Raw genomic sequence first — 24,434 nt, 5'->3', positions numbered from 1 at the left:
GGCGGGTCAGCCGGCCGCCCGGCGGAAGCGGGTGGTGCGGTGCACGGGGTCGGTGTCGATCTTCGGGATGACGTGTTCGCCGAGCAGCTTGATGGTGGTGAGGGTGTCCTCGCGGGAGACGCCGACGGGCAGGCCGAAGGAGAGCTGGTCGGCGCCGGCCTGTTCCCAGCGCTTGCACTGGCGCAGCACCTCGTCCGGGTCGCCGCAGATCATCAGTTCCTCGGCGATCAGCAGCTCGATGATCTCCTCGGTGTAGTCGGGGAGGAGTTCGGGCCACTCGGGGATGCCCGCGGGCCGCGGGAAGGTGTCGTGGTAGCGGAAGAGCAGCGACTGGAGGTAGTTCAGGCCGCCGTTGACGGCGATCTCGACGGCCTTCTGGTGGGTCTCGGCGCAGATCGCGGTGGAGGTGACCATGACGTTGTCGTTGACGAAGGCGCCGACGGGTTCGGCCTCCTGGATCGCGGACTTGTAGGACTCCAGGACCCATTCCATGTCGGAGACCTTCTGGACGCTGAAGCCGAGGACGCCGAGGCCCTTCTTGGCGGCCATGGCGTACGAGGAGGGGGAGCCGGCGGCGTACCACATGGGCGGGTGGCCCTTGCCGTACGGCTTGGGCAGGACCTTGCGCGGCGGGAGTTCCCAGTGCTTCCCCTTGAAGCCGACGTACTCGTCCTGGAGCCACATCTTGGGGAACTCCGCGATGGTCTCCTCCCAGAGTTCCTTGGTGTGGTTCATGTCGGTGACGCCCGGCATGAAGCCCAGGATCTCGTGGCTGCCCGCGCCGCGGCCGGAGCCGAACTCGAAGCGGCCGCCGGAGAGGTGGTCGAGCATGGCGACCTTCTCGGCGACCTTGACGGGGTGGTTGACCGGGGCGAGCGGGTTGAAGATGCCGGAGCCGAGGTGGATGCGTTCGGTGGCGTGTGCGAGGTAGCCGAGGAAGACGTCGTTGGCGGAGAGGTGGGAGTACTCCTCCAGGAAGTGGTGCTCGGAGGCCCAGGCGTACTTGAAGCCGGACCGGTCCGCCTGGATGACGTACTCGGTCTCCTCGATCAGTGCCTTGTGCTCCGCCTCCGGGTCGGCCGCCGCGCGCGCCGCCGGAACGTATCCCTGTACAAAGAGCCCGAATTCCAAGGGGTCCACCCTCCTCGTTTTTCTGACGCTCCGTCAGATTTATTGCGTCGACTGTTCCACCGGCGACCGGTCCGGTCAATACCTGACGGGCCGTCAGTGACAGGCCTCAGAAGAGCCCCACGCCCGCCAGCCAGCCGCCGTCGACGACGAACGGCTGCCCGGTGATGTACGAGGAGTCGGCGCAGGACAGGAACAGCGCCAGCCTGGCCACCTCCTCGGGCCGCCCGGCCCGGCCCAGCGGCACGAGCTTCCGGTACAGCTCGTCCATCGCCTGCCGGCCGGAGTCCGGGTCCGCCGCCGGGTCGAACACGGCCGGATTGGTCATCGGGGTGTCCACGGCCCCCGGGCACACCGCGTTCACCCGGATCCCGCGGGGCGCCAGCTCCAGCGCGGCGACCCGGGTCAGCCCGAGGACGGCGTGCTTGCTCGCGGCGTAGGCGCCGACCAGCGCCATGCCGGTGAGACCCGTGCAGGACGAGGTGTTGACGATCGTGCCGCCGCCGGCCGCCCCGATCTCCGGCGCGACGGTACGGATGCCCAGGAAGCAGCCGGTCTGGTTGACCTGGACGATCTCCTGGAACTCCGCCAGGGGCGTCCTGGTGAGCTCGTTGAAACGGAGGATCCCGGCGTTGTTGACCAGCCCGTCGATCGCGCCGAAGGCGTCCTTGGCGGTGGCGACGGCGGCCGTCCAGTCGTCCTCGCGGGACACGTCCAGATGCACGTAGCGCGCGGTGTCCTCGCCCAGCTCCTTCGCGAGCGCGCGGCCCTGTTCGTCCAGCACGTCCGCGAGGACGACCCGGGCGCCCTCGGCGGCGAACAGCCGCGCCTCCTGCTCGCCCTGTCCGCGCGCGGCGCCGGTGATCACGACGACCCGCCCGTCGAGCTTGCCCATGCCTGCACTCCTCGGTGGGGTCAGCCGGCGAGCAGCGGGGCCACGTCCGCCCCGAAGGCCGCCATCTGGTCGGTCAGCTCGTCGCGGCTCCGGCTGCGGAAACGGAGCTGGATCTGGTGCACCCCGAGCGCGCCGTACTCCCGCAGCGAGGCGGCGATACGTTCCGGCGGCCCGGTCAGCGTCCACTTGCCGGTGTCCCAGGCGGGCTCGCCCACGTACACGGGCTCGGCGATGGCGCCGATCACCACCGGGTCGGACACGCCGGCCCGCTCGCGGAGCGCGGCCAGCTTCGCGATCTGTCCCGGCAGCCGGTCCCTGCGGTCGCCCTGCGGCAGCCAGCCGTCGCCCCGCTCGGCGGCCCGGCGGACCGCGGCCGGGGAGGAACCGCCGACCCACAGCGGGGGGCGCGGCGTCTGGACCGGCCGCGGCGCCTGCCCCAGCCCCTCGAACGCGAACCGCTCCCCCGCGAACTCCGGGAACTCCTCGGGCCCCAGGGCCGTTTTCAAGGCATCGACCGTCTCGTCCAGCACGGCCCCCCGGCCCTCGAAGTCCACCCCCAGCGCCTCGAACTCCTCCCGCACGTGCCCGGCGCCGACCCCGAGGATCAGCCGTCCGCCCGAGAGCCGGTCGAGCGTGGCGTACTGCTTCGCCGTGAGCAGCGGGTGCCGCAGCCCGACCACCGCCACATGGCTCAGCAGCCGTACGTGCTCGGTCACGGCGGCGAGGTGCGCCAAGGTGGCCACCGGGTCGTACCACACGGTGCTCATCGCCCCGGCCAGCCGGCGCGGGATCGCCACGTGCTCGCAGCAGGCGATGTAGGCGAAGCCGTGCCGGTCGGCGGTCCTGGCGATCTCCACCAGGTCGGCGGGGCCCGCGGCCGCCTCCCACGCCTCGGTGTAGAGCGTGCTCTGCGACTGCACGGGCAGCTGCATGCCGTACACCAGGCGGCCCTCGGGCGGCCGCCAGACCTGCCCGGGAGCCGCCGCCGGGGCGGTCACCGGGCCCCCGGCCCCGGCCAGCGGCCGTCCGGCGTCAGGCCCAGCAGCTCGATGGCGTTGCCGCGGACGATGCGCTCGACGACGTCCGGGGCCAGGTGCCCCATCTGGGCCTCACCGACCTCCTTGGACTTGGGCCAGGTGGAGTCGGAGTGCGGGTAGTCCGTCTCGTACAGGACGTTGCCGACGCCGATCGCGTCGAGGTTCTTCAGGCCGAAGGCGTCGTCGAAGAAGCAGCCGTAGACGTGCTCGGCGAAGAGCTCGGAGGGCGGCCGGAGGACCTTGTCGGCGACCCCGCCCCAGGCGCGGTTCTCCTCCCAGACCACGTCGGCGCGCTCCAGGATGTAGGGGATCCAGCCGATCTGCCCCTCCGCGTACATGATCCGCAGGTGCGGGAAGCGCTCGAACTTGCCGCTCATGAGCCAGTCGGTCATCGAGAAGCAGCAGTTGGCGAAGGTGATCGTGGAGCCGACGGCGGGCGGCGCGTCGGCCGAGGTGGAGGGCATCCTCGACGACGAGCCGATGTGCATGGCGACGACCGTGCCGGTCTCGTCGCAGGCCCGCAGGAAGGGGTCCCAGTAGTCGGTGTGGATGCTGGGCAGGCCCAGGTGCGGCGGGATCTCGCTGAAGCAGACGGCGCGCACCCCGCGGGCCGCGTTGCGCCGCACCTCCTGGGCGGCGAGTTCGGCGTCCCACAGGGGGATGAGGGCGAGCGGTATGAGCCGGCCCTGCGCCTCGGGGCCGCACCACTCCTCCACCATCCAGTCGTTGTAGGCGCGTACCCCGAGGAGCCCCAGCTCGCGGTCGGACGCCTCGGTGAACGTCTGGCCGCAGAAGCGCGGGAAGGTGGGGAAGCACAGCGCCGACTGGACGTGGTTGACGTCCATGTCCGCCAGCCGCTCCGGCACGCTGTACGAACCGGGGCGCATCTGTTCGTAGGTGATCCCCTCCAGCCTGATCTCGTCCCGGGAGTAGCCGACCGCGGTGTCCAGGCGGGTGAGGGGGCGGTGCAGGTCCTCGTACACCCACCAGTCGGCGAGCGGCCCGTCGTCGCCCGGCGCGCCCATCTTCGGGGCGAACTTGCCGCCGACGAAGGTCATTTCCTTCAGGGGCGCGCGCACGATGCGCGGGCCGGTGTCGTGGTACTTCGAGGGCAGCCGGTCCCGCCAGACGTGCGGGGGCTCCACCGTGTGGTCGTCCACCGAGATGATCCTCGGGAAGGTTTCCGGGGTCTCCGTGTGCATCGCCATGCGCCTCACGGTAGCGCTGATCTGACGAACCGTCAGCTAGTGGGAAGCGGACGATTCCCCTCCGGGGAGCGGCCCGGCGCCCGGCCCCGGCAGCCTGCCGCCCCGGTGGATCACAAGAGGAGGGATTGTGCACAGACCTGACCCCTACTGACGCAGGGGCCGCCGACAAGGCAGACTGGCCGATGCGAACGAGATGCACAGGCAGGGGGAGACCATGGACGAGAGTCCGGGGCAGGGGCAGCAGCTCCGCTTCACCGTGCTCGGTCCCGTACGGGCCTGGCGGGGCGGTACGCCGCTCGCGGCCGGCACCCCGCAGCAGCGTGCCCTGCTCGCCGCCCTGCTGCTGCGCGGCGGACGCACCGCCACCGCGGCCGAACTGGTCGACGCCATCTGGGGCGACGAGCCCCCGCACGCGGCCCTCGCGGCGCTGCGGACCTACGCCTCCCGACTCCGGAAGGCGCTGGGCGACGACGCCGACGCGCTGGTGAGCGAGTCCGGCGGCTACGCCCTCCAGTCCGACCCGCCGGGCGCCCACGACCTCGACCTGGACCGCGCCGAGGCCTTCGCGGCCGAGGCCGAGAAGGCCCGCGCGAGCGGCGACCGCTGCCGCGCCCGTGACCTGCTGGTGTCCGCCCTCGCCCTGTGGGACGGCGAACCGCTCGCGAGCGTGCCCGGGCCGTACGCGGAGAACCAGCGCACCCGCCTGGAGGAGTGGCGGCTCTCCCTCACCGAGGCCCGCCTCGACCTCGACCTGGAGCTGGGCAGCCACGCCGAGGCGGTGTCCGAGCTGACCGCGCTCACCGCCGCCCACCCGCTGCGCGAACGGCTCCGCGAACTCCTCATGCTCGCGCTGTACCGCTCTGGACGGCAGGCCGAGGCGCTGGCCGTCTATGCCGATACCCGCCGTCTGCTCGACACCGAGCTGGGCGTCGACCCCTGCGCCTCCCTCGCCGAACTGCACCAGCGCATCCTGCGCGCCGACGCGGGCCTGGAGGCGCCGAGCCCGCCCCCGGAGGAGCACACCGGCGCGAGCCCCGCCGTCCTGCGCCCCCAACAGCTCCCGGCCACCGTCGCGGACTTCACCGGGCGCGTCCCCTTCGTCGCGGAGCTGGGCGCCCAGCTCGCCACCGCCGAGGGCAGCGTCATGGCGGTCTCCGCGCTCACCGGCATCGGCGGCGTCGGCAAGACCACCCTCGCCGTCCACGTCGCGCACGCCGCGCGCGAGCACTTCCCCGACGGCCAGCTCTACGTCGACCTCCAGGGCGCCGGCCACACCCCCGCCGAGCCGGAGGCCGTGCTCGGCGCGTTCCTGCGCGCGCTCGGCACCCCGGACTCCTCCATCCCCGACGGCCTGGAGGAACGGGCCGCGCTGTACCGCTCCACGCTCGCCGGGCGCCGCGTGCTGGCGCTGCTGGACAACGCGCGGGACTCCGCCCAGGTACGGCCGCTGCTGCCCGGTACGGAGGGCTGCGCCGCGCTGATCACCAGCCGCGCCCGCATGATCGACCTGGCCGGCGCGCACCTCATCGACCTCGACGTGATGAGCCCCGAGGAAGCGCTGACGCTCTTCACCCGCATCGTCGGCGAGGAGCGGGTCGGCGCCGAACGCAAGGCCGCCATGGACGTCGTGGGCGCCTGCGGCTTCCTGCCGCTGGCCATCCGCATCGCCGCCTCCCGGCTCGCCTCCCGCCGCACCTGGACCGTCTCCGTACTGGCCCGCAAGCTCGCCGACGAGCGCCGCCGCCTGGACGAGCTGCGCGCCGGCGACCTGGCCGTCAAGGCCACCTTCGAGCTGGGGTACGGGCAGCTGGAGCCGGTGCAGGCCCGCGCGTTCCGGCTGCTGGGGCTGGCCGACGGCCCCGACATCTCGCTGGCCGCCGCGGCGGCCGTGCTGGACATGGACGTCGACGCCGCCGAGGAGCTCATCGAGTCCCTGGTCGACGCCTCGCTCCTCGAATCCGCTGCCCCCGGCCGCTACCGCTTCCACGACCTGGTCCGCCTCTACGCGCGTGCATGTGCCGAGCGTGACGAGCACCCGCCGTCCGAGCGCGCCGCGGCCCTCTCCCGCCTGCTGGACTTCTACCTGGCCTCGGCGGCCCGCATGTACGCGCTGGAGCGCCCCGGCGACCGGCTCGTGGACCACATGGAGAGCACCCGCTACCCCGGACTGGCCTTCGAGGACCGCGCGGTGGCCCTGGAATGGCTGTTCAGCGAGGCGGGCTGCCTGCTGGCCTGCGCGCAGCAGTCCACCGGCGCCGACACGGTACGCCGCGCCGCCGACCTGCTGCTGCTCACCAAGGACCTGGCCGAGTCCGGTGCCGACGCGCGCCAGCACGACCAGGCCAACATGACCGTCCTCGCCGCCGCCCGGGCCCTCGGCGACCAGCACGCCGAGGCCCGTATCCACACCTCGCTCGCCTACATCCGCACGCTGGCCGGGCGGCTGGACGACGCCGACGACCACGCCAAGTCGGCGATGCTCCTCGGGCTCGCGACGGACGACCCGATCTCCTCCTCGTACGCGCCCAACGACCGCGGCATCATCGCGGGCGCCCTGGGCCGGCACGACGACGCCGAGGCGTACCTCAGCCAGGCGCTGGTGGCCTTCCGCGACGACCGCAACCAGCAGTCCGAGGCCAGCGCGCTGTGCAACCTCTCGCGCGTCCACCTCGACACCGGGCGGGTGGAGAGCGCCATCGAGCTGGCCGAGGAAGGCGTCGCGATCTACCACAGAATCGGCGCCACCCGGCGGCTGGCCAACGGCATGTACGCGCTGGCGCTCGCCTTCACCGCCGCCGGGCATCTGGACGACGCGGCGCAGCAGCTCAACGCCGCGCTGACCATCTTCCAGGACAGCCGGCAGCCCTTCTGGGAGGGCATGACGTACTTCCGGCTGGCCGAGGTCGACCTGGCGGCCCAGCGGCCGGCCCGCGCCGCCAACCACGCCGAGCAGGCCCTGACCGCGCTGCGCGGCGTCGGCGGCGAGCTCTGGCGCGCCAACGCACTGACCACGCTGGGGCGGGCGCTGAGCCAGGTCGGGCACACCGGCCGGGCCCGGGTGTGCTGGCAGGAGGCGCTGAGCGTGTACGAGCGGCTCGGCGCGGCGGAGAGCACGCAGGTGCAGCAGCTGCTCTCCCCGGCCGCCGTCGCCTGACCGGGCATCACCCCAGTTCGGCGACGTAATCGCCGCCGTTTATCGATCGTTCATCGCCGCGCGTCACTCTTCTACGTACCGATCCGCCGCCTCGGGGGGCAAGCGGCTCGGTATCGAGGCCCCACCGTATGGTGTTCGGCCCTTGGTTCACCCGTCCGGCGACCCACGGGGGAGTCGCCGGGCCGGTGGACCGCAAGCGCCCACACACAGGAGTTGATCACTGTGAGCACCGAGAAGAAGGTTCCGCGCACAGGCGACAAGGACGTCATCAAGCCGCTCGACAGCCACCGGCCCATCATCGGCGAAGAGGTCGCCACGATGGCCGACAGCCACCGGCCGATCATCGGTGACGAGGTGCTGGCGGCGCAGGACGCACCGCGCCCGGTCGCGGCGGACGGCACGATGGCACCGCAGGACAGCCACCGGCCGATCGCCGAGCCGAAGCTGGAGCACTGATCTCGCGTACGGCCCGCTGAACCACAACCCGGGGGATCGCAGGGGCCGGCTCCGACGGCAAGGAGGGGATGCCGTCGTAGCCGGTCCCTGCGGCATGTCCGCGGGCGGAACGGCCGCTCGGGGGACGGCACGGCCGTTCAAGGGAGACGTACTGCCTTGAGACGCACTACCTGACGACTACCTGACGACCCGTCAGTTCTGCTGCTACAGTCGCGCCACATCCGTTCCGTCCCGACCCTTGCCGGGAGGCGCGCCGTGCAGGACTCCGCTCCGATACGTACGCTCTGGGAACTGGTCGAGCGGCGGGCCGCCGCGTCGGCCGACGCGGTGATGTTCTACGAGGCGGACGGGCGGACCGTCACCTTCGGGGAGGCGCGGGAGCGGGCGCTCCGCGCCGCGGCCGGCTTCCGGGAGCTGGGCATCGGCACGGGCACGCGGGTGGCGTGGCAGCTCCCGACCCGGATCAGCACGGTGCTCGCCTCGCTCGCGCTGGCCCGGCTGGGGGCCGTGCAGATACCGGTCATTCATCTGCACCGGGAGCGCGAGGTCGGCTTCGTACTGGCCGAGTCCGGCACGGAGTTCTTCCTGGTGCCGGGGGTGTGGCGGGACGTCGACTTCGCGGCGCTGGCCCGGCGGGCGGCGCCGGAGGGGACGCGGACCGTCGTCGTGGGCGACGCGGCGGGGCTGCCCGAGGGCGACCCGGCCGGCCTGCCGGAGTTCCCGCCGGGCGGCGTCCGGCAGCGGGCGGACGCGCCGGAGCCCGCCTCCTGGATCTACTACACCTCGGGGACGACGGCGGCGCCGAAGGGCGTACGGCACACCGACGCCTCACTGATCGCGGGCGGCGCCGGACTGGCGGCCGCGATCGGGATGTCGGCCTCGGACATCGGGTCGATCGCCTTCCCGTACGCGCACATCGCGGGGCCCGACTACGTCGTCGCCATGCTGGTCAGCGGATTCCCGGCGGTGGTGCTGGAGACGTTCGCGCCGGGCGCGGCGGCCGATGCGTACGCGCGCCTCGGCGTCACCATGGCGGGCGGCAGCACCGCCTTCTACCAGGCGTTCCTGGACGAGTCGCGGCGGCGGGAGGGCGACGCGAAGCTGATCCCGTCGCTACGGGTGCTCTCGGGCGGGGGCGCGCCACTGCCTCCGGAGCTGTACGCCGCGGCCGGCCGCGAGCTGGGCTGCGCGGTGCTGCACGGGTACGGGATGACGGAGTGCCCGATGATCACGATGGGTACGCCGCACGACAGCGACGAGCAGCTGGCGCGGACGGTGGGGCGGCCGGTGCCGGGCGCCGAGGTGCGGATCGCCGGGCCGGACGGCCGGGCGCTGCCCGGCGGGGAGACCGGGGAGGTGACGCTCAAGGGGCCGATGCTCTTCCAGGGGTACACGGATCCGGCGCTGACGGCCGCCTCGTTCGACGCCGACGGCTGGTTCCACACCGGCGACCTGGGGTTCCTGCGCGCGGACGGCCATCTCGTGCTGACCGGGCGGCTGAAGGACATCATCATCCGCAAGGGCGAGAACATCTCGGCCCAGGAGATCGAGGACCTGGTGCACGGCCATCCGGCGGTGGCGGAGGCGGCGGTCGTCGGGCTGCCGGACCGGGAGCGCGGGGAGCGGGTGTGCGCGGTGGTCACGCTCGCGGACCCGGGCGGACCGCCGCTGACCCTGGAACTGCTGACGGACCATCTGCGGCGGTCGGGGCTGATGACGCAGAAGCTGCCGGAGCAGTTGGAGGTCACGGATGCGCTGCCGCGCGGCGGCCCGCTGGGCAAGGTACTGAAGAACGTCCTGCGGGAGCGGTACGCGGACGAACCCGTTACCGACCAGGGCAGCTTCACAATTGGAAGTTGACATTCCGGGTGTTTCCGACGTGACCGCCGGTAAAACGGAGTGATCTTGTCCACACGGAATGCCGCTTTCCCACTTCCCCGTGCGAAAGGTCACTTGGTGGGTAACATCGCGGCGGCGATCAGGTGTTCGTACACCGTCGTCAAGCCGCCCCCCACACGAGGAACCCGATGACTTCCATACCGGCGACACTGCTCTGGTGCCTGACCGCAGGCACGGCCGCCGCGGTGGTGATGATCTTCTTCCTGGTCCGTGGCCGGCAGCGCAGCCAGGCCCTGCGCCGGCACCTGGCCACGGCCGAGGCCCGCGCCTCCGCCGCCGAGCGCGGCCACACCGAGATCGCCGCGCAACTCCGCGCCACCGAAGCCGAGATCCGGCACCTCGCCGAGGCCCGGCTGCCCGACCTCGCCACCGCCCTCGCCCACCCGCACGTCAAGGTCCGCGGCCTGAACGACCCGCGCTTCACGGGCACCGACCTGGACCAGGCGCTCACCGGGGCCCTGGAGCAGCTCTCGCAGGCGGTCACCAAGGAGCGGGCCCGGGTGGACGAGGCGGCGCAGGCCGCGATGCGCGGCGCCACCACCACCATCCAGGCGCTGCTGTACCGGCTCCAGACGCTCCTCCAGGAGATGCAGCACCGGTACGACGACCAGGCCGTCGCCCAGGACCTGCTGCAGGCGGACTTCCTCAACGAGCAGGCGCTGCGCCGGGTGCAGACCACCGGCGTGGTCTGCGGTGCCTGGCCGGGGCTGACCCGCGACGACTCGCACCTCGCCGACCTCGTGGTCGGCTCCATGTCGCGGCTGCGCGGCTACGAACGCATCCAGGTCAGCAACCTGCTGCGGGACCCGGTCGGCGTGGTCGCCCGCGCCGTCGAGCCGGTCGCCGTCGCCCTCACCGAGCTGCTGGCCAACGCGCTGCACCACTCCCACCACGAACTGCCCGTCGCCGTCACGCTCCAGCAGGGCAACCGCGGCGCCTCCGTCATCGTCGACGACTACGGCATCGGCATGCACCGCGACGAGGTCGAGCACGCCATGCGCCTGCTGGGCGGCGGGGAGCGGGTGCTGCTCACGGAGCTGGGCGACCCGCCGCGGTCCGGCTTCGCGGCCGTGGGACAGCTGGTGCGGCAGTACGGCTTCACGGTGCACGTCGAGTCCTCGCCGTACGGCGGCGTGCGGGCGGTCGTGTACATCCCGGGCGACCCGCTGCTGACGCTGATGAACCAGGACACCCAGCCGATGTCGGTGATGGCGCCGCTGCCGCCGCAGATGATGCGGGCGCACTCGACGCCGCTGACACCGCCGCAGGCCGCACCGCTCACGGCACCCACAGCGGGCGCCACTCCGGTGACCGCGGGAGAGCACATGTCCGCACGCGCCCCGGAGGCTGCCATGGAGCGCACGCCCACACATACGCCCGCCGATACGGGCGCCGTTACCCCCGAGCGCGCGCCGGAGGCCGAGCCTGCACGTGCGCCGGAGTCCCTGGACGTCCGTACGCCGGACCCCGCGCCCGCTCGTACGCCCGAGCACGAGCCCGCTGCCGCGCCGGAGTCCGCGACCGACCCGGCGACCGGACTGCCGCGCCGCCGGCGCCGCCGGCCCTCCGCCCAACCCGAACCCGCTCTCCCCCGCACGGAACCCGTCGCCGAGCGCAGCCCCCAGGAGTCCGCCACGCGCTGGGCCGCCCTGCAGCGCGGCACCCTCTCCGGGCGGGCCGAAGCCGACAACCGCATTCCGCGCCCCGAAGGGAACGACCGAGCATGAGCACCCCCGTCCGCCGCCGCGTCACGCAGGACCAGTCCTGGGTGCTGGCGCCGCTGCTGGAACTGCCGCACGTCCTGCACGCGGCCGTCATCTCCGGCGACGGCTTCATCGAAGGTTCCTCGCCCGGCCTCGCCCGCGAGGCGGCCGAGGGCGTGGCCGCCATGATGTCGGCGCTCCAGGGCGCGGGCCGCGCCGTCACCGCCGCGTTCACCGGCCAGGACGACGCCAAGCTGCGGCAGACCGTCGTGGAGTCCGAGGAGGGCTGGGTGCTCGCCATCCCGGCCGGCGAGAACACCTGCCTCGCGGTCTTCGCCGCGCCCGACGTCAACATGGGCGTCGTCTCGCACCAGATGCAGGTGCAGGTCGCCACGCTCGGCGCGAAGGCGATGAGCTCGCCGCCGCGGGAGACGGGCTCGTCCGCATGACGCCCCGCCAGAGCAACCGGCGTCTCGTACCGGCCTATCTGGCGACCGGCGGCCGCGCCCGCCCCAGCCGCAACACCCTGGACCGGCTCACCGTCCTGTACGGCGCTACCGTCACCGCGCCCGCCGAGCTGCGCCCCGAAGCGCTCCGCCTCCTGGCTCTGCTGCGGCCCGGCGCGCTGACCCTCGCCGAGACCGCCTCGCACCTGCGGCTGCCGGTCAGCGTCGTGAAGGTGCTGGTGGCCGACCTCGTCGACGCCGGGCACCTGCACGCCCGTTCCCCCATCCCCGAAGCCGAACAGATCGACCGGCAGATTCTGGAGAGGGTCCTCGATGGACTCCGCACTCTCAAGTCCTAGCGCAGCGGGCGGCACCGACGGCGCCGCCGAGGGCGCCATGTACCTGTCCGGCACCGACCAGACCCTGGTGAAGCTGCTGGTCGCCGGCCCCTTCGGCGTCGGCAAGACCACGTTCATCCGGGCCCTGTCGGAGACCCCGCCGCTGCACACCGAAGAGGTGATGACGCAGACCGGCGCGTTCGTCGACAACCTGGCCGGGGTGCGCGACAAGACCACGACCACCGTCGCCATCGACTTCGGGCGGATCACGCTCGCCGGCGACCTGGTGCTGTACCTCTTCGGCACGCCGGGCCAGAAGCGGTTCCGGCCGCTGTGGCAGGACATCGCGCGCGGCGCGGTCGGCGCGCTGGTCCTGGCCGACACCCGCCGACTGGCCGACTCCTTCGAGGTCATGGACATCATCGAGGAGGCCGGGCTGCGGTACGCGGTGGCGGTCAACGCCTTCCCCGACGCGCCGGCGCACCCCGTCGAAACCCTGCGCGACCACCTCGACCTGCACGACGACACCCCGCTGGTGGTGTGCGACGCGCGCGACCGCGACCAGTCCCTCGACGCACTGATCGCCCTGGTCGGGCACGTCCTGGACCACACGCCCGGAGACACCGCATGACCTCCCCCCACGAGCCCGGGGCCCTGCCGCCCGAGAACCACGCGTACGGGACGGGTGCCCCGCCGCCCGCGTACGGGACCGGTGCGCCGCCGCCCGCGTACGGGACCGGCGCGCTGCCGCCCGAGAACGCCGCTCCCGGCGGAGCCGAGCCGCCCCCCGGCTGCCCCGCGCACGGGGGCGGCCCGGCACACGGCGGCGGTCCGGCGCACGGCGGCCCGGAGTACGGCGGCACAACAGCCCCGTTCCCGCCCCAGGCGTCCCACGCCGCGCCCTACGACCCCGCGCAGGACATCGTGCGGCTGTACGACCCGGACTTCGCGGCCGATCCGCACGGCATCTACGAGCTGCTGCGGCGGCAGGGGCCGGTCGCGCAGGTCGAGATCGCGCCGGGCGTGCCCGCGATGCTGGTCACCGACTACCGCGCCGCGCTGGAGCTGCTCAACGACGAGGCCACCTGGTCCAAGGACTCCCGGCCCTGGATGCCGACCGTGCCGGCGGACTCGCAGGTCATGCCGATGCTCGCCTGGCGGCCCAACGTGTTCTTCAGCGACGGCGAGGCGCACGACCGCTACCGCAAGGTGATCACCGACAGCTTCGCGCTGATCGAGCCGCACGAGCTGCGCTCCTACGTGCGCGGCGCGGCGGACCAGCTGATCAGCCGGTTCGGCACCGAGGGCCGGGTCGACCTGATCTCCCAGTACGCGCGCAGCCTGCCCCTGATGATCTTCAACCGGGTCTTCGGGCTCCCCGACTCCTACAGCGACCGGCTGATCTCCGCGCTCGCCGACATGCTGGACGGAGCCACGCCCGAGCAGGCCGCGAAGGCCAACGAGAACTTCACGGGCTACATCATGGAGCTGGTGGCCGCCAAGAAGGAGCGCCGCGGCCCCGACCTCACCTCCTGGTTCATGGACCACCCCGCCGGGCTCACCGACGAGGAACTGATCCACCAGATCGTCATCACCATGGGCGCCGGGCACGAGCCGACCACCAACCTCATCGGCAACGCGCTCGCCCGCATGCTGTCCGACGACCGGTACTACGGCACCCTGTCCGGCGGCGCGCTGACCGCCCGCGACGCCATCAACGACGTGCTGTGGAACGACCCGCCGCTCGGCAACTACTCCGCGCACTACCCACGCCGGGACGTCTTCTTCCACGGCACCTGGATCCGCGCGAACCAGCTCACCCTGGTCTCGTACGCCGCGGCCAACGCGCAGTTCGGCACCACGCCGCTGGAGCAGCCCCGCGCGGGCGGCGGCGCGCACCTGTCCTGGGCCGCCGGGCCGCACGCCTGCCCCGTACGCCCCACCGCGCTGCTCATCGCGACCACCGCGATCGAGCGGCTCACCGCCTGGCTCTCCGACATCGAACTCACGGTGCCGTTCGAGCAGCTGGAGTGGCGGGTCGGCGCGTTCCACCGCGCACTGGCCGCGCTCCCGGCCCGCTTCACCCCCCTCACCCCCGATCAGGCAGGAGCTACCCCATGGGACAGCAGCCCGTCGCCATCGACCCGGCAGGCACCGACCTCCCCGGAGAGGCCGCCCGCCTCCGCGCGATAGGTCCGGCGGCGCTCATCGAGCTGCCCGGCGGCATCCAGGCCTGGTCGGTGGGCGGGCACGGCCTGCTCAAGCGGCTGCTCGCCGACGACCGGGTCAGCAAGGACCCGCGGCAGCACTGGCCGGCCTGGCGCAACGGCGAACACCACGACAGCTGGCTGCAGTCCTGGGTCGGGGTGACCAACATGTTCACCGCCTACGGCACCGACCACCGCCGGCTCCGCAAGCTGGTGGCGCCCGCCTTCACCGGACGGCGCACCGAGGCCATGGCCCCGCGCGTCGAGCGGATCACCAAGGAGCTGCTGGCCGACCTGGAGGCGGTCCCCGCCGGCGAGCCGGTCGATCTCATCTCCTCCTACGCGCTCCCCCTTCCGATGCGGATGATCTGCGAACTCTTCGGCATTCCCGAGGAGTCCCGGGTCGAGGTCGGCTCGGTCATCGACGAGGTCATGGACACCTCCGCGACGTCGGAGCAGGCCTCCGCCACCGCCGCGAAGATCGCCGCCGTGCTGGGCGACCTGATCGCGCTGAAGCGGCGCGAGCCCGGTGACGACATGACCAGCGTGCTGGTCTCCACCCGCGACGACGACGGCTCCCGCCTGGAGGAGCGGGAACTGCTCGACACCCTCCTGCTGGTGATCGGCGCGGGCTACGAGACCACCGTCAACCTCATCGGCAACGCCGTCCACGCCCTGCTCGTCCACTCCGAGCAGCGCGCCCTGCTGGCCGAGGGGCGGGCCGGCTGGGACGACGTCATCGAGGAGACGCTGCGCTGGGCGCCCAGCATCGCCAACCTGCCGCTGCGGTACGCCGTCGAGGACATCCCGCTGCCGGACGGCACGGTCATCCGGCAGGGCGACCCGATCCTCGCCGCCTACGCTGCGGCAGGCCGGGACCCCGAGCGGCACGGGCCGGACGCGGACGCCTTCGAGCTGAGCCGCGCCGACCGCGAGCACCTCGCCTTCGGCCACGGGGTGCACTACTGCCTGGGCGCCCCGCTGGCCCGGATGGAGGCACGCGCCGCCCTGCCCGCGCTCTTCGAGCGCTTCCCGGACCTGGAGCTGGCGGTGTCCCCCGAAGAGCTGCGGGCCACCGGCTCCTTCATCGGCAACGGCCTCCAGTCCCTCCCGGTGCGCCTCGGCCGCTGACCGGCCGCTCAGCCGCTGACCGGACCGCCGCAGCCGGTGGCCGGTCCGTCTCAGCCGCTGACCTGCCGATCACGGGTCACCGTTCCGTCGGTGGCCCGGTCGGCCGCGGCCGCCGGTGTGCGGCGGAGTCGTTCCTTGAGGACCTTGCCGCTCGCGTTGCGCGGCAGTTCGGGCAGGAAGCTCACCTCCCTCGGGACCTTGTAGTTGGCCATCTCCCGGCGCGACCAGACGATCAGTTCGTCCCCCGTCACCGTCGCGCCGGGGCGCCGCACCACGTACGCCCGGCCGACCTCGCCCAGCCGGGCGTCGGGTATCCCGATCACGGCGGCGTCGGCGACGTCCGGGTGACGGAGCAGCAGCTGCTCGATCTCGGCCGGGTAGGCGTTGAACCCGCCGACGATGAACATGTCCTTGATCCGGTCGGTGATCCGGAGATTGCCCGCCTCGTCCAGGACGCCCACGTCGCCCGTGCGCAGCCAGCCGTCGGGCGTGACGGCGCGGGCGGTGCCCTCCGGGTCCTCGAAGTAGCCCGTCATGACGTGGTAGCCGCGCACCCGTACCTCGCCGGGCCGGCCCGGTGCCACCGGTTGCCCCTTCGCGTCGACCACCGCGACCTCGGTGCCCGGTATCGCCCGGCCCGACGTGCCGGCGACGATCCCCGGCGGGTCGCCACGCCGGCACATCGTCACCACGCCCGTACTCTCCGACAGGCCGTACGCGGTCAGGACGGTGGCGACGCCCAGCTCGCCGCGCAGCTGCTCGACCAGCTCCAGCGGCACCACCGCCGCGCCCGTCACCACCAGCCGCAGTGTCGAGAGGTCGTGCCGCCCGCGCGCGGGATGGTCCAGCAGCTGCCGGTGGAGGGAGGGCGGGCCCGGCAGGACGGTGATGCGCTCGGCGGCGACGTTGGCGAGCGCGGTGTCGGCGCTGAAGACCGGCTGCGGCACGATCGTCGCGCCCCGCAGCAGGCAGGCGAGGACGCCCGCCTTGTAGCCGAAGGTGTGGAAGAACGGGTTGACGACGAGGTAGCGGTCCCCCTCGCGCAGTCCCGCCAGCTCGCTCCAGACGCCGTACGCACGCAGCGTCTGGGCGTGGGTGATCACGGCGCCCTTGGGGCGGCCCGTGGTGCCCGAGGTGAACACGATGTCCGAGGGCGCCTCGGGCGGCACGGCATCCGCGCGCTCCCGTACGGCCGCGGCCGGCACCCGCTCACCGCCGGCCAGGAACTCCCGCCAGGTGCGCAGCCCGACGGGTGCGTCGTCGGCCAGCACCACCACGTCCCGCAGGTCAGGCAGCCCCGGCAGCGGACCGTCACCCGGGCCTGCCGCGGTGGCCCGGCGCAGCGAGGCGACGTACGAGGTGCCGAGGAAGGTGCCGGTGACGAAGAGCAACCGGGCGCGGGTGCGGCGCAGGACGTCCGCGGCCTCGGCGCCCTTGAAGCGGGTGTTGACCGGTACCAGGACCGCGCCCGCCGAGACGGCGCCGAGCGCGGAGACGATCCAGTCCGTGGTGTTCGGCGCCCACACCGCCACCCGGTCGCCGGGCGCGACCCCGGCGGCGACGCAGGCCGCGGCCGCGCGCTCCACCCGCATGCCCAGCTCGGCGTACGAGACACGGGTCCGCCCCTCGGCGACCGCCTCGCGTGCGCCGTACCGCGCTGCCGCCGCCCGCACCAGCCGCGGAAGCGTCCCGAACTCCACATCGGCACGCGGATCCGCCACCTCGTCCGCCCCGGAGCCCGCCTCCCACGGGCCGGCGTCCACCAGGCCCTTGACGGCCTCGACGCCACTGCCGCTCTCGGCGCCCTCGTCGTCCCGCTGCCGCTGCACGTCGCCGGGCATCGCGCCTGCCTCTCTCCCCCGGCGGCGGAGCGGGCCGTACGCGGTGTCCGGGAGTCCGCCCGGGGGCCGTGCGGCGCGTACCGGCCGGGAGATCCCTGTGCCAGTTAGCTGACTACCCGTCAGATTAGCGGTAGCCTCCTCGGCTGTCAGTACGGACGACCGAGCACGGAGGTGACGATGGGGACGGCCCTCAAGGACGCTACGGCGATCGTCGGCATCGGCCAGACGCCGTTCGCCAAGCAACTCCCCGAGTCCGAGAAGACACTGGCCTGTCGCGCGATCACCGCGGCCCTCGCCGACGCCGGCATCGCGCCCTCCGAGGTCGACGCCTTCGCCTCCTACACGATGGAGGAGACCGACGAGGTCGAGGTCGCCAAGGCCATCGGCGCCGGTGACATCACCTTCTTCTCCAAGGTCGGCTACGGCGGCGGCGGTTCCTGCGCCACCGTGACCCATCTGGCCGCCGCCATCGCGACCGGCCAGGCCACCGTCGGCGTCGCCTGGCGCTCGCGCAAACGCGGCTCCGGGCCCCGCCCCTGGAAGAACACGGCCGCTCAACTCCCCACCCCCGCTCAATGGACCCGCCCCTTCGGCCTGCTCCGCCCGGCCGACGAGATCGGGATGCTCGCCCGTCGCTACATGCACCAGTACGGAGCCACCCGCGACCACCTCTTCAACGTCGCGCTGGCCTGCCGCAACCGCGCCAACCAGAACCCCGCGGCCGTCATGTACGAACGCCCGCTGACCCGCGAGATGTACATGACCTCCCGCTGGATCAGTGAGCCGCTCTGCCTCTTCGACAACTGCCTGGAGACCGACGGGGCGCTGGCCTGCGTCCTGGTCTCCGCCGAGCGCGCCCGCGACTGCCGGTCCGCCCCCGTCTACGTCCACGCCGCCGCTCAGGGCCTGCCCGCCCAGCACCACGGCATGGTCAACTACTGGAACGACGACCCGCTCACCGGGCCCGCCTGGACCGCGGCACGCCACCTGTGGAAGTCCGCCGACTTCGGCCCGCAGGACGTGGACGTCGCCCAGATCTACGACGCCTTCACCCCCCTCGTCCCCCTCTCCCTGGAGGGCTACGGCTTCTGCGGGCGCGGCGAGGGCGCGGCCTTCACCGAGGGCGGCGCCCTGGAGATCGGCGGCCGGCTCCCTCTGAACACCGGCGGCGGCGGCCTCTCCGAGGGGTACGTCCACGGCTTCAACCTGATCACCGAGGGGGTCAAGCAGCTGCGCGGCACCAGCACCGCGCAGGTGCCCGACGCCGCGACCTGCCTGGTCACCGCCGGCGAATGCGTCCCGACTTCCGCTCTCCTGCTGAGGAGTTGACCCACTGTGACGTTCATGAAGCCGAGTGTGACACCGGCCGCCGACAGCCGCACCCCGCCCGCCCGGCCTGTGGACAACTCCCCCGCAGCGGCCGAACCCGCGGCCGAGCCCGCCGCCACCGCACCCACCTCCCCCGCCGGGGAGCCCCTCACCGCCGACGGCTTCCTGCTCCCCGTCCCCGACGAGGACGGAGCACCGTTCTGGGAGTACGCGGCACGCGGCGAACTGCGCGTCCAGGCCTGCGCCGACTGCGGCGAACTGCGCTTCCCGCCCCGCCCCTGCTGCCCGCGCTGCCAGTCCTTCGCGAGCGAGTGGCGGCGGATGAGCGGCCGCGGCCGGATCTGGTCCTACGTCCGGCCGCACCCACCACTGCTGCCCGCGTACGCGGCCATGGCCCCGTACCACGCGATCGTCGTCGAACTGGCCGAGGCGCCCCGCATCCGGCTGGTCGGCAACCTCGTCGGCGCCCCCGGCGCCGCGCTGGATTCCGTTCCCCCGGAACGGCTGCGCATCGGCGCGGCGGTGAAGGTGACCTTCCACGAAATGGCGGACGGCGTGACCGTGCCGCGCTGGCTGCTGGAGCGCCCGTGACCGTACGTATCGACACCCGGGCCGGCGCGGGCGTCGCGCTGGTCACCCTCGACCGGCCCGACCGCCACAACGCCATCGACCTGGAGACCGCCGGCGAACTGGCGGACGCCTGGCGCGCCTTCCGCTTCGACGGCACCGTACGCGCCGCGGTGGTGACCGGCGCCGGCGGCCGGGCCTTCTGCACGGGCATCGACCGCTCGGTCAGTGTGCCGCAGCCGCCGTCCCCCTACTCCCTCGACGACCCGCTGCTCCGCATCGGCCCCAAGGCGGCCGACCTGTGGAAACCGGTGATCGCCGCGGTCGACGGCATGGCCTGCGGCGGCGCCTTCTACCTGCTGGGCGAGTGCGAGTTCGTCGTGGCGTCGGACACCTCGACGTTCTTCGACCCGCACACGACGTACGGCATGGTCAGCGCGTACGAATCGGTGCTCATGGCGCAGCGGATGCCGTACGGGGAGATCGCCCGGCTCGCGCTGACGGGCGCCGCCGAGCGGCTCGGCGCGCGCCGCGCCCACGAGGTGGGGCTGGTGTCGGAGCTGACGCCGCCGGGCGAGGCAGTGCCGGCCGCGCTGCGGGTGGCCGAGACCATCGCGGCACAGCCCACCGAGGCCGTGCAGGGGACCGTACGGGCCCTCTGGGCGGCCAAGGAGGCGACCCGCGAGCGGGCGCTGGCGCACGCCCCGCAACTGATCGCCCTCGGCAACCTGCCACCGGAGCGGCAGGCCGGGCTCTTCGGAGAGCGGGAGAAGGGGGCGGCCCCTCGGGTGCGGTGATCCGCCGCGGGGTCAGACGACGCTGCGCACCTGACAGCGTGTGACCTTGCCGGCCCGGTCGGGGTGGGTCATGGGGATGCGGAATACCGGGTCCCCGGCCAGGTCGTCCTCGTTGTCCAGGGCGGGGTCGACCGTCCGCTCGCCGGTGTCCACCACGGAGCCGTCCGCGCCGCGGAACTCCACCGTGATCGTCACGTCGGCGTAGGGGTCGTTGCCCGTCAGCCGGACCTTCGCGCCCGGCCGCTTCGCCTTCGGGTGCTCCGAGGCGCACTCCACGACAGTGCCCTGCGGCGTCGCGTCAGTGCTCGGGCCGCTGTCCGAGCCCCCGCTGCCCGAGTAGTCATCGTCGTCGTCATCGTCGTAGTGGTGGCCGCTGCTGTGGGAACCGCTGCTGCTGGAGTGCGCACTGCAGCCTCCGCCGCCACCGCTGCTCCCGTGACCGTGCGGCCGGAAGCCGGTGAGCGTGACGAGAACGACGGCCACGACGGCCGTGAGCCGCAGATGACGGCGTGCCATGAAATCCCCCGAGTGCTTGACGAGCGCACGTCACGATACAGCCGCCGCATTGCCGTGGCGGGGCCCGGCGGCACGGCGTAGCGTCGGCGGTGGAGGACATCAGCGAAGCGAAACGAGGCGATGCTGGTGATTCGCAACGTCATCGGCTCCCTGATCGCCCTCATCGGAGCGGCGGCCGCCGTATGGAGCCCCTTCCGTCCTTGGTACGACGGCCGTCACGGCGAGGACTTCCGCGTCGCCGACCTCTTCAACGGCATCACCGGCACCGGCGCGGACGTCATGCGCTCGCTCGTGCTGCCGATGCTGGCCGGGGCCGTGCTCACGCTGCTCGGCGTCCTTCTGAGGTCGCGCCTGCTCGTCACGCTCGCCGGTCTGGTCGTCCTGGGCTTCACCGTCCTGTGGATGGTGCGGCAGGGCCAGGCCGCCGGCAGCCTCACCGCCGGAAGCGGGGGCAGGGGGCTGGGCGTCGGCGTGGCCGCGGCCGTGGGCGGCGGCATCCTGCTGTTGCTGGGCGCCGTCATGATGAGCGGCCGCCGCGGCGTACGCGCCCGCAGACGCCGGATGAGGGACGAGCGGGACTACGAACCGGCACCCTACGGGGAGCCCGAGGGCCGGTACGCCTACGAGGGCGGCGCGCCCGCTCCGTACGGCGCCGCCGCTCCGTACGAGGGCGGCGCGCCCCCTCCCTATGAAGGCGAGCCGCAAGGCGGCCCCTATGCCTACGGGGAGCCGCCCTACGGGGAGCCGCCGGGCCCGGGGCCGCACACGGGACACCCGGACGTGCCCTACGGAGGGCCGGGACCGCTCGGCGGCGCCCACCGGGAGCCGTGGCCGCCGACGCACGACGGCACGACGCCGCCGGCCGGTACGCCGCGGGCCGTGCCGCAGGAGCCCCGCCCCGACGGGCCGCCGCCGGACGGCCCCTACCGGGACGAGCCCGCCGGGCCCACGCAGCGGCTGCCACGCATCCCGGGCGACCAGGGACAGCAGGGCCGCGACCGCCCGCCCGAGGAGCGCTGAGCCCCGAGGCCCCGAGAAGCGCGGCGGCGCTCCCTAGGAGCGCCGTGCCTGTCCGGTCCCCTTGGCCGCGTCGAGCGCGTACACGCAGCGGTCCTTGCTGCAGGCGTAGACGACGCCCGCCGCGGCCACCGGGGTACCGGTGATCTCACCGCCGGTCGCCAGCTTCCAGCGCAGCTGGCCGCCCATCGCGTCCAGTGTGTACAGGCAGGAGTCGGCGGACCCGAAGTGCACCCGGCCGTCCGCCGCCACGGGCGCGCCGATGACCTCGCCGCCCGCCTGGAAGCGCCAGCGGGGCGTGCCCGTCACCGCGTCCAGCGTGTACAGCGCGTTGCCGCTGCCCAGGTGCACCGCGCCGTCGGCGACCAGCACCGGCTCGGTGGACTGGCGCGCCTCGGTGGCGATCCGCCAGCGGTCCCGGCCGTCGTTGGCGTCCAGCGCGTAGACGGTGCCGAGGTAGTCGGCGAGGTAGATCCCGCCGCCGGTGACGGCGGGTCCGGGGGCGTAGGCGGGCGGCGACAGGAACACCGCGGGCGCCTCGAAGTGCCAGCGGACGTCGCCGCGGTGGATGTCGATGGCCAGGACGCGGGTGCCGGCCACGACGTAGGCCACCCCGTCCGGAGCGGTCAGGAGGCGCACCGGCACCCCGCCGCAGGACGCCGCGTCCCCCACGGGGTACGACCAGCGTTCGGCGCCCGTACGGGCCTCCAGCGCCTTCAGCCGCGCGTCCGCCCACACGTAGACCGTGCCCTCGTGCACGACCGGGCCGGACTCGGCGGTCTCGAAGTCGGTCTGCGCGCCGCCGATCTCCCACAGCAGCTCGCCGTTGGCCGCCTCCCAGGCCTGCACGCCGCCGCCGCGGGTGCCGGTGACGACCGTGCCGCGGTCCACGCCCAGGCTGTAGACCCAGCCCTCGGTGTTCAGCCGCCACAGCTCGGAGCCGTCGGTGGCGTCCAGGGCGTACAGGCTCGGGCCGTCCGAGGCGTGGATCCGGCCGTCCGAGACGGCCATCGCCCAGGCGACCTCGCGGGTCTTGAACTGACGCCGCCCGCTGGCCACGTCCAGCGCGTGCACCTCGAAGGACGTGACGTACAGCAGATCGCCGGAGACGACCGGGGTGCCCCACACGTCGTTCGACATGCGGAACCGCCAAGGACGCCAGCGGCCGGGGCCGCCCTGCGCCGCGGGGTCGCCCGGTCGGGCGGGCGCGGGCGCGCCGTGACCGGCCTGCGGGCCCGGTGTCTGCGGAGGCACCGCGGGCGGCGGTCCGGCGGGTCCGGACGGGGCCTGCACGCCGGCCGGCGGCCGCACCCAGTTGGTCGCCCCTCCGGGCTGCGCCTGCGGGGCCGGTCCGTCCGCCCGGGGGCCGGGCCCTATCGGGGCGACGGAGCCGCCGATCCGCAGGGAGCCGTCCGGGCCCTCCACCTCCGGGGGCAGCGGTGCGGCGGGCGCGACCGGGCCGGTGGGCGCCGCCTGCGCGAGCGGCGCGCCGCCGCGCGGGTCGCCGATCCGGCGTGCGCCCGGCCCGACCGCCGCGGAAGCGGCCCAGCCGGGGTCGCCCGTGGCCGCGGGCATCGGCGCGCTCTCCTGGCGCTGCGGGGCCGGCCGGGAGGCGGGCGGTGCCGGCGGCTGCGCGGGCGGGGCGACGGGCGGCCGCTCCTGCTCGGAGTACGCGCCGCGGGCGCCGCGCCCCGAGGAGGCGGCGGCCCGCTGGGCGGCCTGCCGCGCGGCGGCGACCCGGCCGCCGCGCCGGCTCTCGATGAGGCCCACGGCGTTCCCGGGGAGCCAGGCCGAGGCCGTACCGCTGTCGTCGGTACCGGAACCGAACAGATGCGGCGCCAGCTGGGACTGCAGGTCGGCGGGGCTGGGGCGGTGCTCGGCGGCCATCTGCATGGTGGACTCGATCAGCGGCCGCAGCTCGTCGGGCAGCCCTTCGAGGTCCGGCCCCTCGCGCAGCAGCATGAAGACCGTCTCGACCGGGTTGGCGCCGTGGAAGGGCGCGTGTCCGGTGGCGGCGAAGACCAGGGTGGAGCCGAGCGAGAAGATGTCGCTGGCACCCGTGACACTGCGCGAGTCGCGCGCCTGTTCGGGTGACATGTACGCGGGCGTGCCGACGGCGACGTTCGTCATCGTCAGGCGGGTGTTCGACACCCCGCTGGCGATACCGAAGTCGATCACTCGGGGACCGTCCTCCACGACCAGCACGTTCGACGGCTTCAGGTCGCGGTGGACCAGCCCCGCGCCGTGGATGGACTGCAGGGCCTCGGCGACGCCGGCCGCCAGCCAGCGCACCGCCTGGGCCGGCAGCGGCCCGCACTCATTGACTATTTCTTCCAGCGACGGGGCAGGGACGTACGCGGTCGCCAGCCAGGGCACCGCCGCGCGCGGATCGGCGTCGACCACCGCCGCGGTGTAGAAGCCGCTGACCGCCCGCGCCGCCTCGACCTCACGCGTGAAGCGGACCCGGAACAGCTGGTCCTCGGCGAGCTCGGTACGGACCGTCTTGATCGCCACCCGCCGGCCGGACGCCGAGCGCGCGAGATACACCAGCCCCATACCGCCGGCACCGAGACGGCCGAGCACCTCGAACGGGCCGATCCGCCGGGGATCGTGCTGCGTCAGCTGCTCCACCACTTGCCTGCCACCTCCCCGTGGGGCGTCAAAGAGACTCTCAAAAGCCAAGAGCCGCCGAGAGCCACTGCCCCGAGCAGCGTCTCACCGCCTGGCCGATTCGGCCGTACGCATGCTGATTCTTCCTGGCGAAG

Annotated in this window: 20 protein-coding genes; 13 read left to right on the top strand and 7 right to left on the bottom strand. The window is 73.6% G+C overall.

The genetic code is table 11. The features are described from left to right. Nucleotides 1-6: 6 nt before the first annotated feature. From ABZ840_RS14245 to ABZ840_RS14230, 4 genes are all read right to left on the bottom strand, one after another. Nucleotides 7-1,131, bottom strand: coding sequence for an LLM class flavin-dependent oxidoreductase (locus ABZ840_RS14245; protein ID WP_361558466.1), 1,125 nt, complete (start codon nt 1,129-1,131; stop codon nt 7-9). A 106-nt stretch (nt 1,132-1,237) separates the two neighbouring features. Further along, nucleotides 1,238-2,023, bottom strand: coding sequence for a glucose 1-dehydrogenase (locus ABZ840_RS14240; protein ID WP_361558463.1), 786 nt, complete (start codon nt 2,021-2,023; stop codon nt 1,238-1,240). Nucleotides 2,024-2,043: 20 nt separating this feature from the next. Further along, a complete protein-coding gene (locus tag ABZ840_RS14235; protein WP_361558830.1) occupies nt 2,044-2,955 on the bottom strand; it encodes a TIGR03619 family F420-dependent LLM class oxidoreductase in 912 nt (303 codons plus the stop codon). A 62-nt stretch (nt 2,956-3,017) separates the two neighbouring features. Beyond that, nucleotides 3,018-4,262: an amidohydrolase family protein gene (locus tag ABZ840_RS14230; RefSeq protein WP_361558827.1), complete on the bottom strand. Its 1,245-nt coding sequence runs from the start codon at nt 4,260-4,262 to the stop codon at nt 3,018-3,020. A gap of 220 nt (nt 4,263-4,482) precedes the next feature. Here ABZ840_RS14230 and ABZ840_RS14225 point away from each other — a divergent pair, with 220 nt between their 5' ends. The 9 genes from ABZ840_RS14225 to ABZ840_RS14185 all read left to right on the top strand — a co-directional run bounded on the left by ABZ840_RS14225 (nt 4,483) and on the right by ABZ840_RS14185 (nt 15,602). Continuing rightward, nucleotides 4,483-7,422 carry a BTAD domain-containing putative transcriptional regulator gene (locus ABZ840_RS14225; protein ID WP_361558460.1) on the top strand — a complete coding sequence of 980 codons (2,940 nt, stop codon included), beginning with the start codon at nt 4,483-4,485 and terminating at the stop codon, nt 7,420-7,422. Nucleotides 7,423-7,644: 222 nt separating this feature from the next. Beyond that, complete coding sequence (locus tag ABZ840_RS14220) at nt 7,645-7,878, top strand: hypothetical protein (RefSeq protein ID WP_361558457.1); 234 nt, start codon at nt 7,645-7,647, stop codon at nt 7,876-7,878. Nucleotides 7,879-8,133: 255 nt separating this feature from the next. Beyond that, entirely contained in the window at nt 8,134-9,738 is a 1,605-nt protein-coding gene (locus ABZ840_RS14215; protein ID WP_361558454.1) for an AMP-binding protein, read from the top strand. A 167-nt stretch (nt 9,739-9,905) separates the two neighbouring features. Then, complete coding sequence (locus ABZ840_RS14210; RefSeq protein ID WP_361558451.1) at nt 9,906-11,504, top strand: ATP-binding protein; 1,599 nt, start codon at nt 9,906-9,908, stop codon at nt 11,502-11,504. Beyond that, entirely contained in the window at nt 11,501-11,929 is a 429-nt protein-coding gene (locus ABZ840_RS14205; RefSeq protein ID WP_361558448.1) for a roadblock/LC7 domain-containing protein, read from the top strand. Before ABZ840_RS14210 ends, ABZ840_RS14205 begins: the two co-directional genes overlap by 4 nt. Continuing rightward, entirely contained in the window at nt 11,926-12,285 is a 360-nt protein-coding gene (locus ABZ840_RS14200; protein ID WP_361558445.1) for a DUF742 domain-containing protein, read from the top strand. Before ABZ840_RS14205 ends, ABZ840_RS14200 begins: the two co-directional genes overlap by 4 nt. 37 nt (nt 12,286-12,322) lie before the next feature. Continuing rightward, nucleotides 12,323-12,895 carry an ATP/GTP-binding protein gene (locus tag ABZ840_RS14195; RefSeq protein ID WP_052864697.1) on the top strand — a complete coding sequence of 191 codons (573 nt, stop codon included), beginning with the start codon at nt 12,323-12,325 and terminating at the stop codon, nt 12,893-12,895. Continuing rightward, complete coding sequence (locus ABZ840_RS14190) at nt 12,892-14,457, top strand: cytochrome P450 (RefSeq protein WP_361558442.1); 1,566 nt, start codon at nt 12,892-12,894, stop codon at nt 14,455-14,457. Before ABZ840_RS14195 ends, ABZ840_RS14190 begins: the two co-directional genes overlap by 4 nt. Next, nucleotides 14,382-15,602, top strand: a complete 1,221-nt coding sequence (locus tag ABZ840_RS14185; protein ID WP_361558439.1) for a cytochrome P450 — start codon at nt 14,382-14,384, stop codon at nt 15,600-15,602. The genes ABZ840_RS14190 and ABZ840_RS14185 overlap by 76 nt, the downstream gene beginning before the upstream one ends. Nucleotides 15,603-15,652: 50 nt before the next feature. Here the strand turns inward: ABZ840_RS14185 and ABZ840_RS14180 are convergent, their stop codons facing one another. Continuing rightward, nucleotides 15,653-17,443, bottom strand: a complete 1,791-nt coding sequence (locus ABZ840_RS14180; RefSeq protein WP_361558436.1) for a FadD3 family acyl-CoA ligase — start codon at nt 17,441-17,443, stop codon at nt 15,653-15,655. 177 nt (nt 17,444-17,620) lie between these two features. On the opposite strand from ABZ840_RS14180, the gene ABZ840_RS14175 reads away from it, so the two are divergent. The 3 genes from ABZ840_RS14175 to ABZ840_RS14165 all read left to right on the top strand — a co-directional run bounded on the left by ABZ840_RS14175 (nt 17,621) and on the right by ABZ840_RS14165 (nt 20,136). Next, nucleotides 17,621-18,772 carry a lipid-transfer protein gene (locus ABZ840_RS14175; RefSeq protein ID WP_361558433.1) on the top strand — a complete coding sequence of 384 codons (1,152 nt, stop codon included), beginning with the start codon at nt 17,621-17,623 and terminating at the stop codon, nt 18,770-18,772. A gap of 165 nt (nt 18,773-18,937) precedes the next feature. Further along, nucleotides 18,938-19,363, top strand: a complete 426-nt coding sequence (locus ABZ840_RS14170) for an OB-fold domain-containing protein (protein WP_361558823.1) — start codon at nt 18,938-18,940, stop codon at nt 19,361-19,363. Then, nucleotides 19,360-20,136 (top strand): enoyl-CoA hydratase/isomerase family protein, encoded by a 777-nt coding sequence (locus tag ABZ840_RS14165; protein WP_361558430.1) that lies wholly within the window; start codon nt 19,360-19,362, stop codon nt 20,134-20,136. Before ABZ840_RS14170 ends, ABZ840_RS14165 begins: the two co-directional genes overlap by 4 nt. Before the next feature lie 12 nt (nt 20,137-20,148). Here the strand turns inward: ABZ840_RS14165 and ABZ840_RS14160 are convergent, their stop codons facing one another. Continuing rightward, a complete protein-coding gene (locus ABZ840_RS14160) occupies nt 20,149-20,652 on the bottom strand; it encodes a hypothetical protein (RefSeq protein ID WP_361558427.1) in 504 nt (167 codons plus the stop codon). A gap of 120 nt (nt 20,653-20,772) precedes the next feature. On the opposite strand from ABZ840_RS14160, the gene ABZ840_RS14155 reads away from it, so the two are divergent. Continuing rightward, nucleotides 20,773-21,672 carry a hypothetical protein gene (locus ABZ840_RS14155; RefSeq protein ID WP_361558424.1) on the top strand — a complete coding sequence of 300 codons (900 nt, stop codon included), beginning with the start codon at nt 20,773-20,775 and terminating at the stop codon, nt 21,670-21,672. A 33-nt stretch (nt 21,673-21,705) separates the two neighbouring features. Here the strand turns inward: ABZ840_RS14155 and ABZ840_RS14150 are convergent, their stop codons facing one another. Next, on the bottom strand, nt 21,706-24,303 hold the full coding sequence (locus tag ABZ840_RS14150; protein WP_361558421.1) for a PQQ-binding-like beta-propeller repeat protein: 2,598 nt from the start codon (nt 24,301-24,303) through the stop codon (nt 21,706-21,708). Nucleotides 24,304-24,434: the final 131 nt, after the last annotated feature.

Source organism: Streptomyces sp. NPDC047117 (assembly GCF_040643545.1).
Taxonomy (GTDB): Bacteria; Actinomycetota; Actinomycetes; order Streptomycetales; family Streptomycetaceae; genus Streptomyces.
Note: the sequence above shows the minus strand (reverse complement) of the source record. Positions and strands in the feature narration are given on the sequence as shown.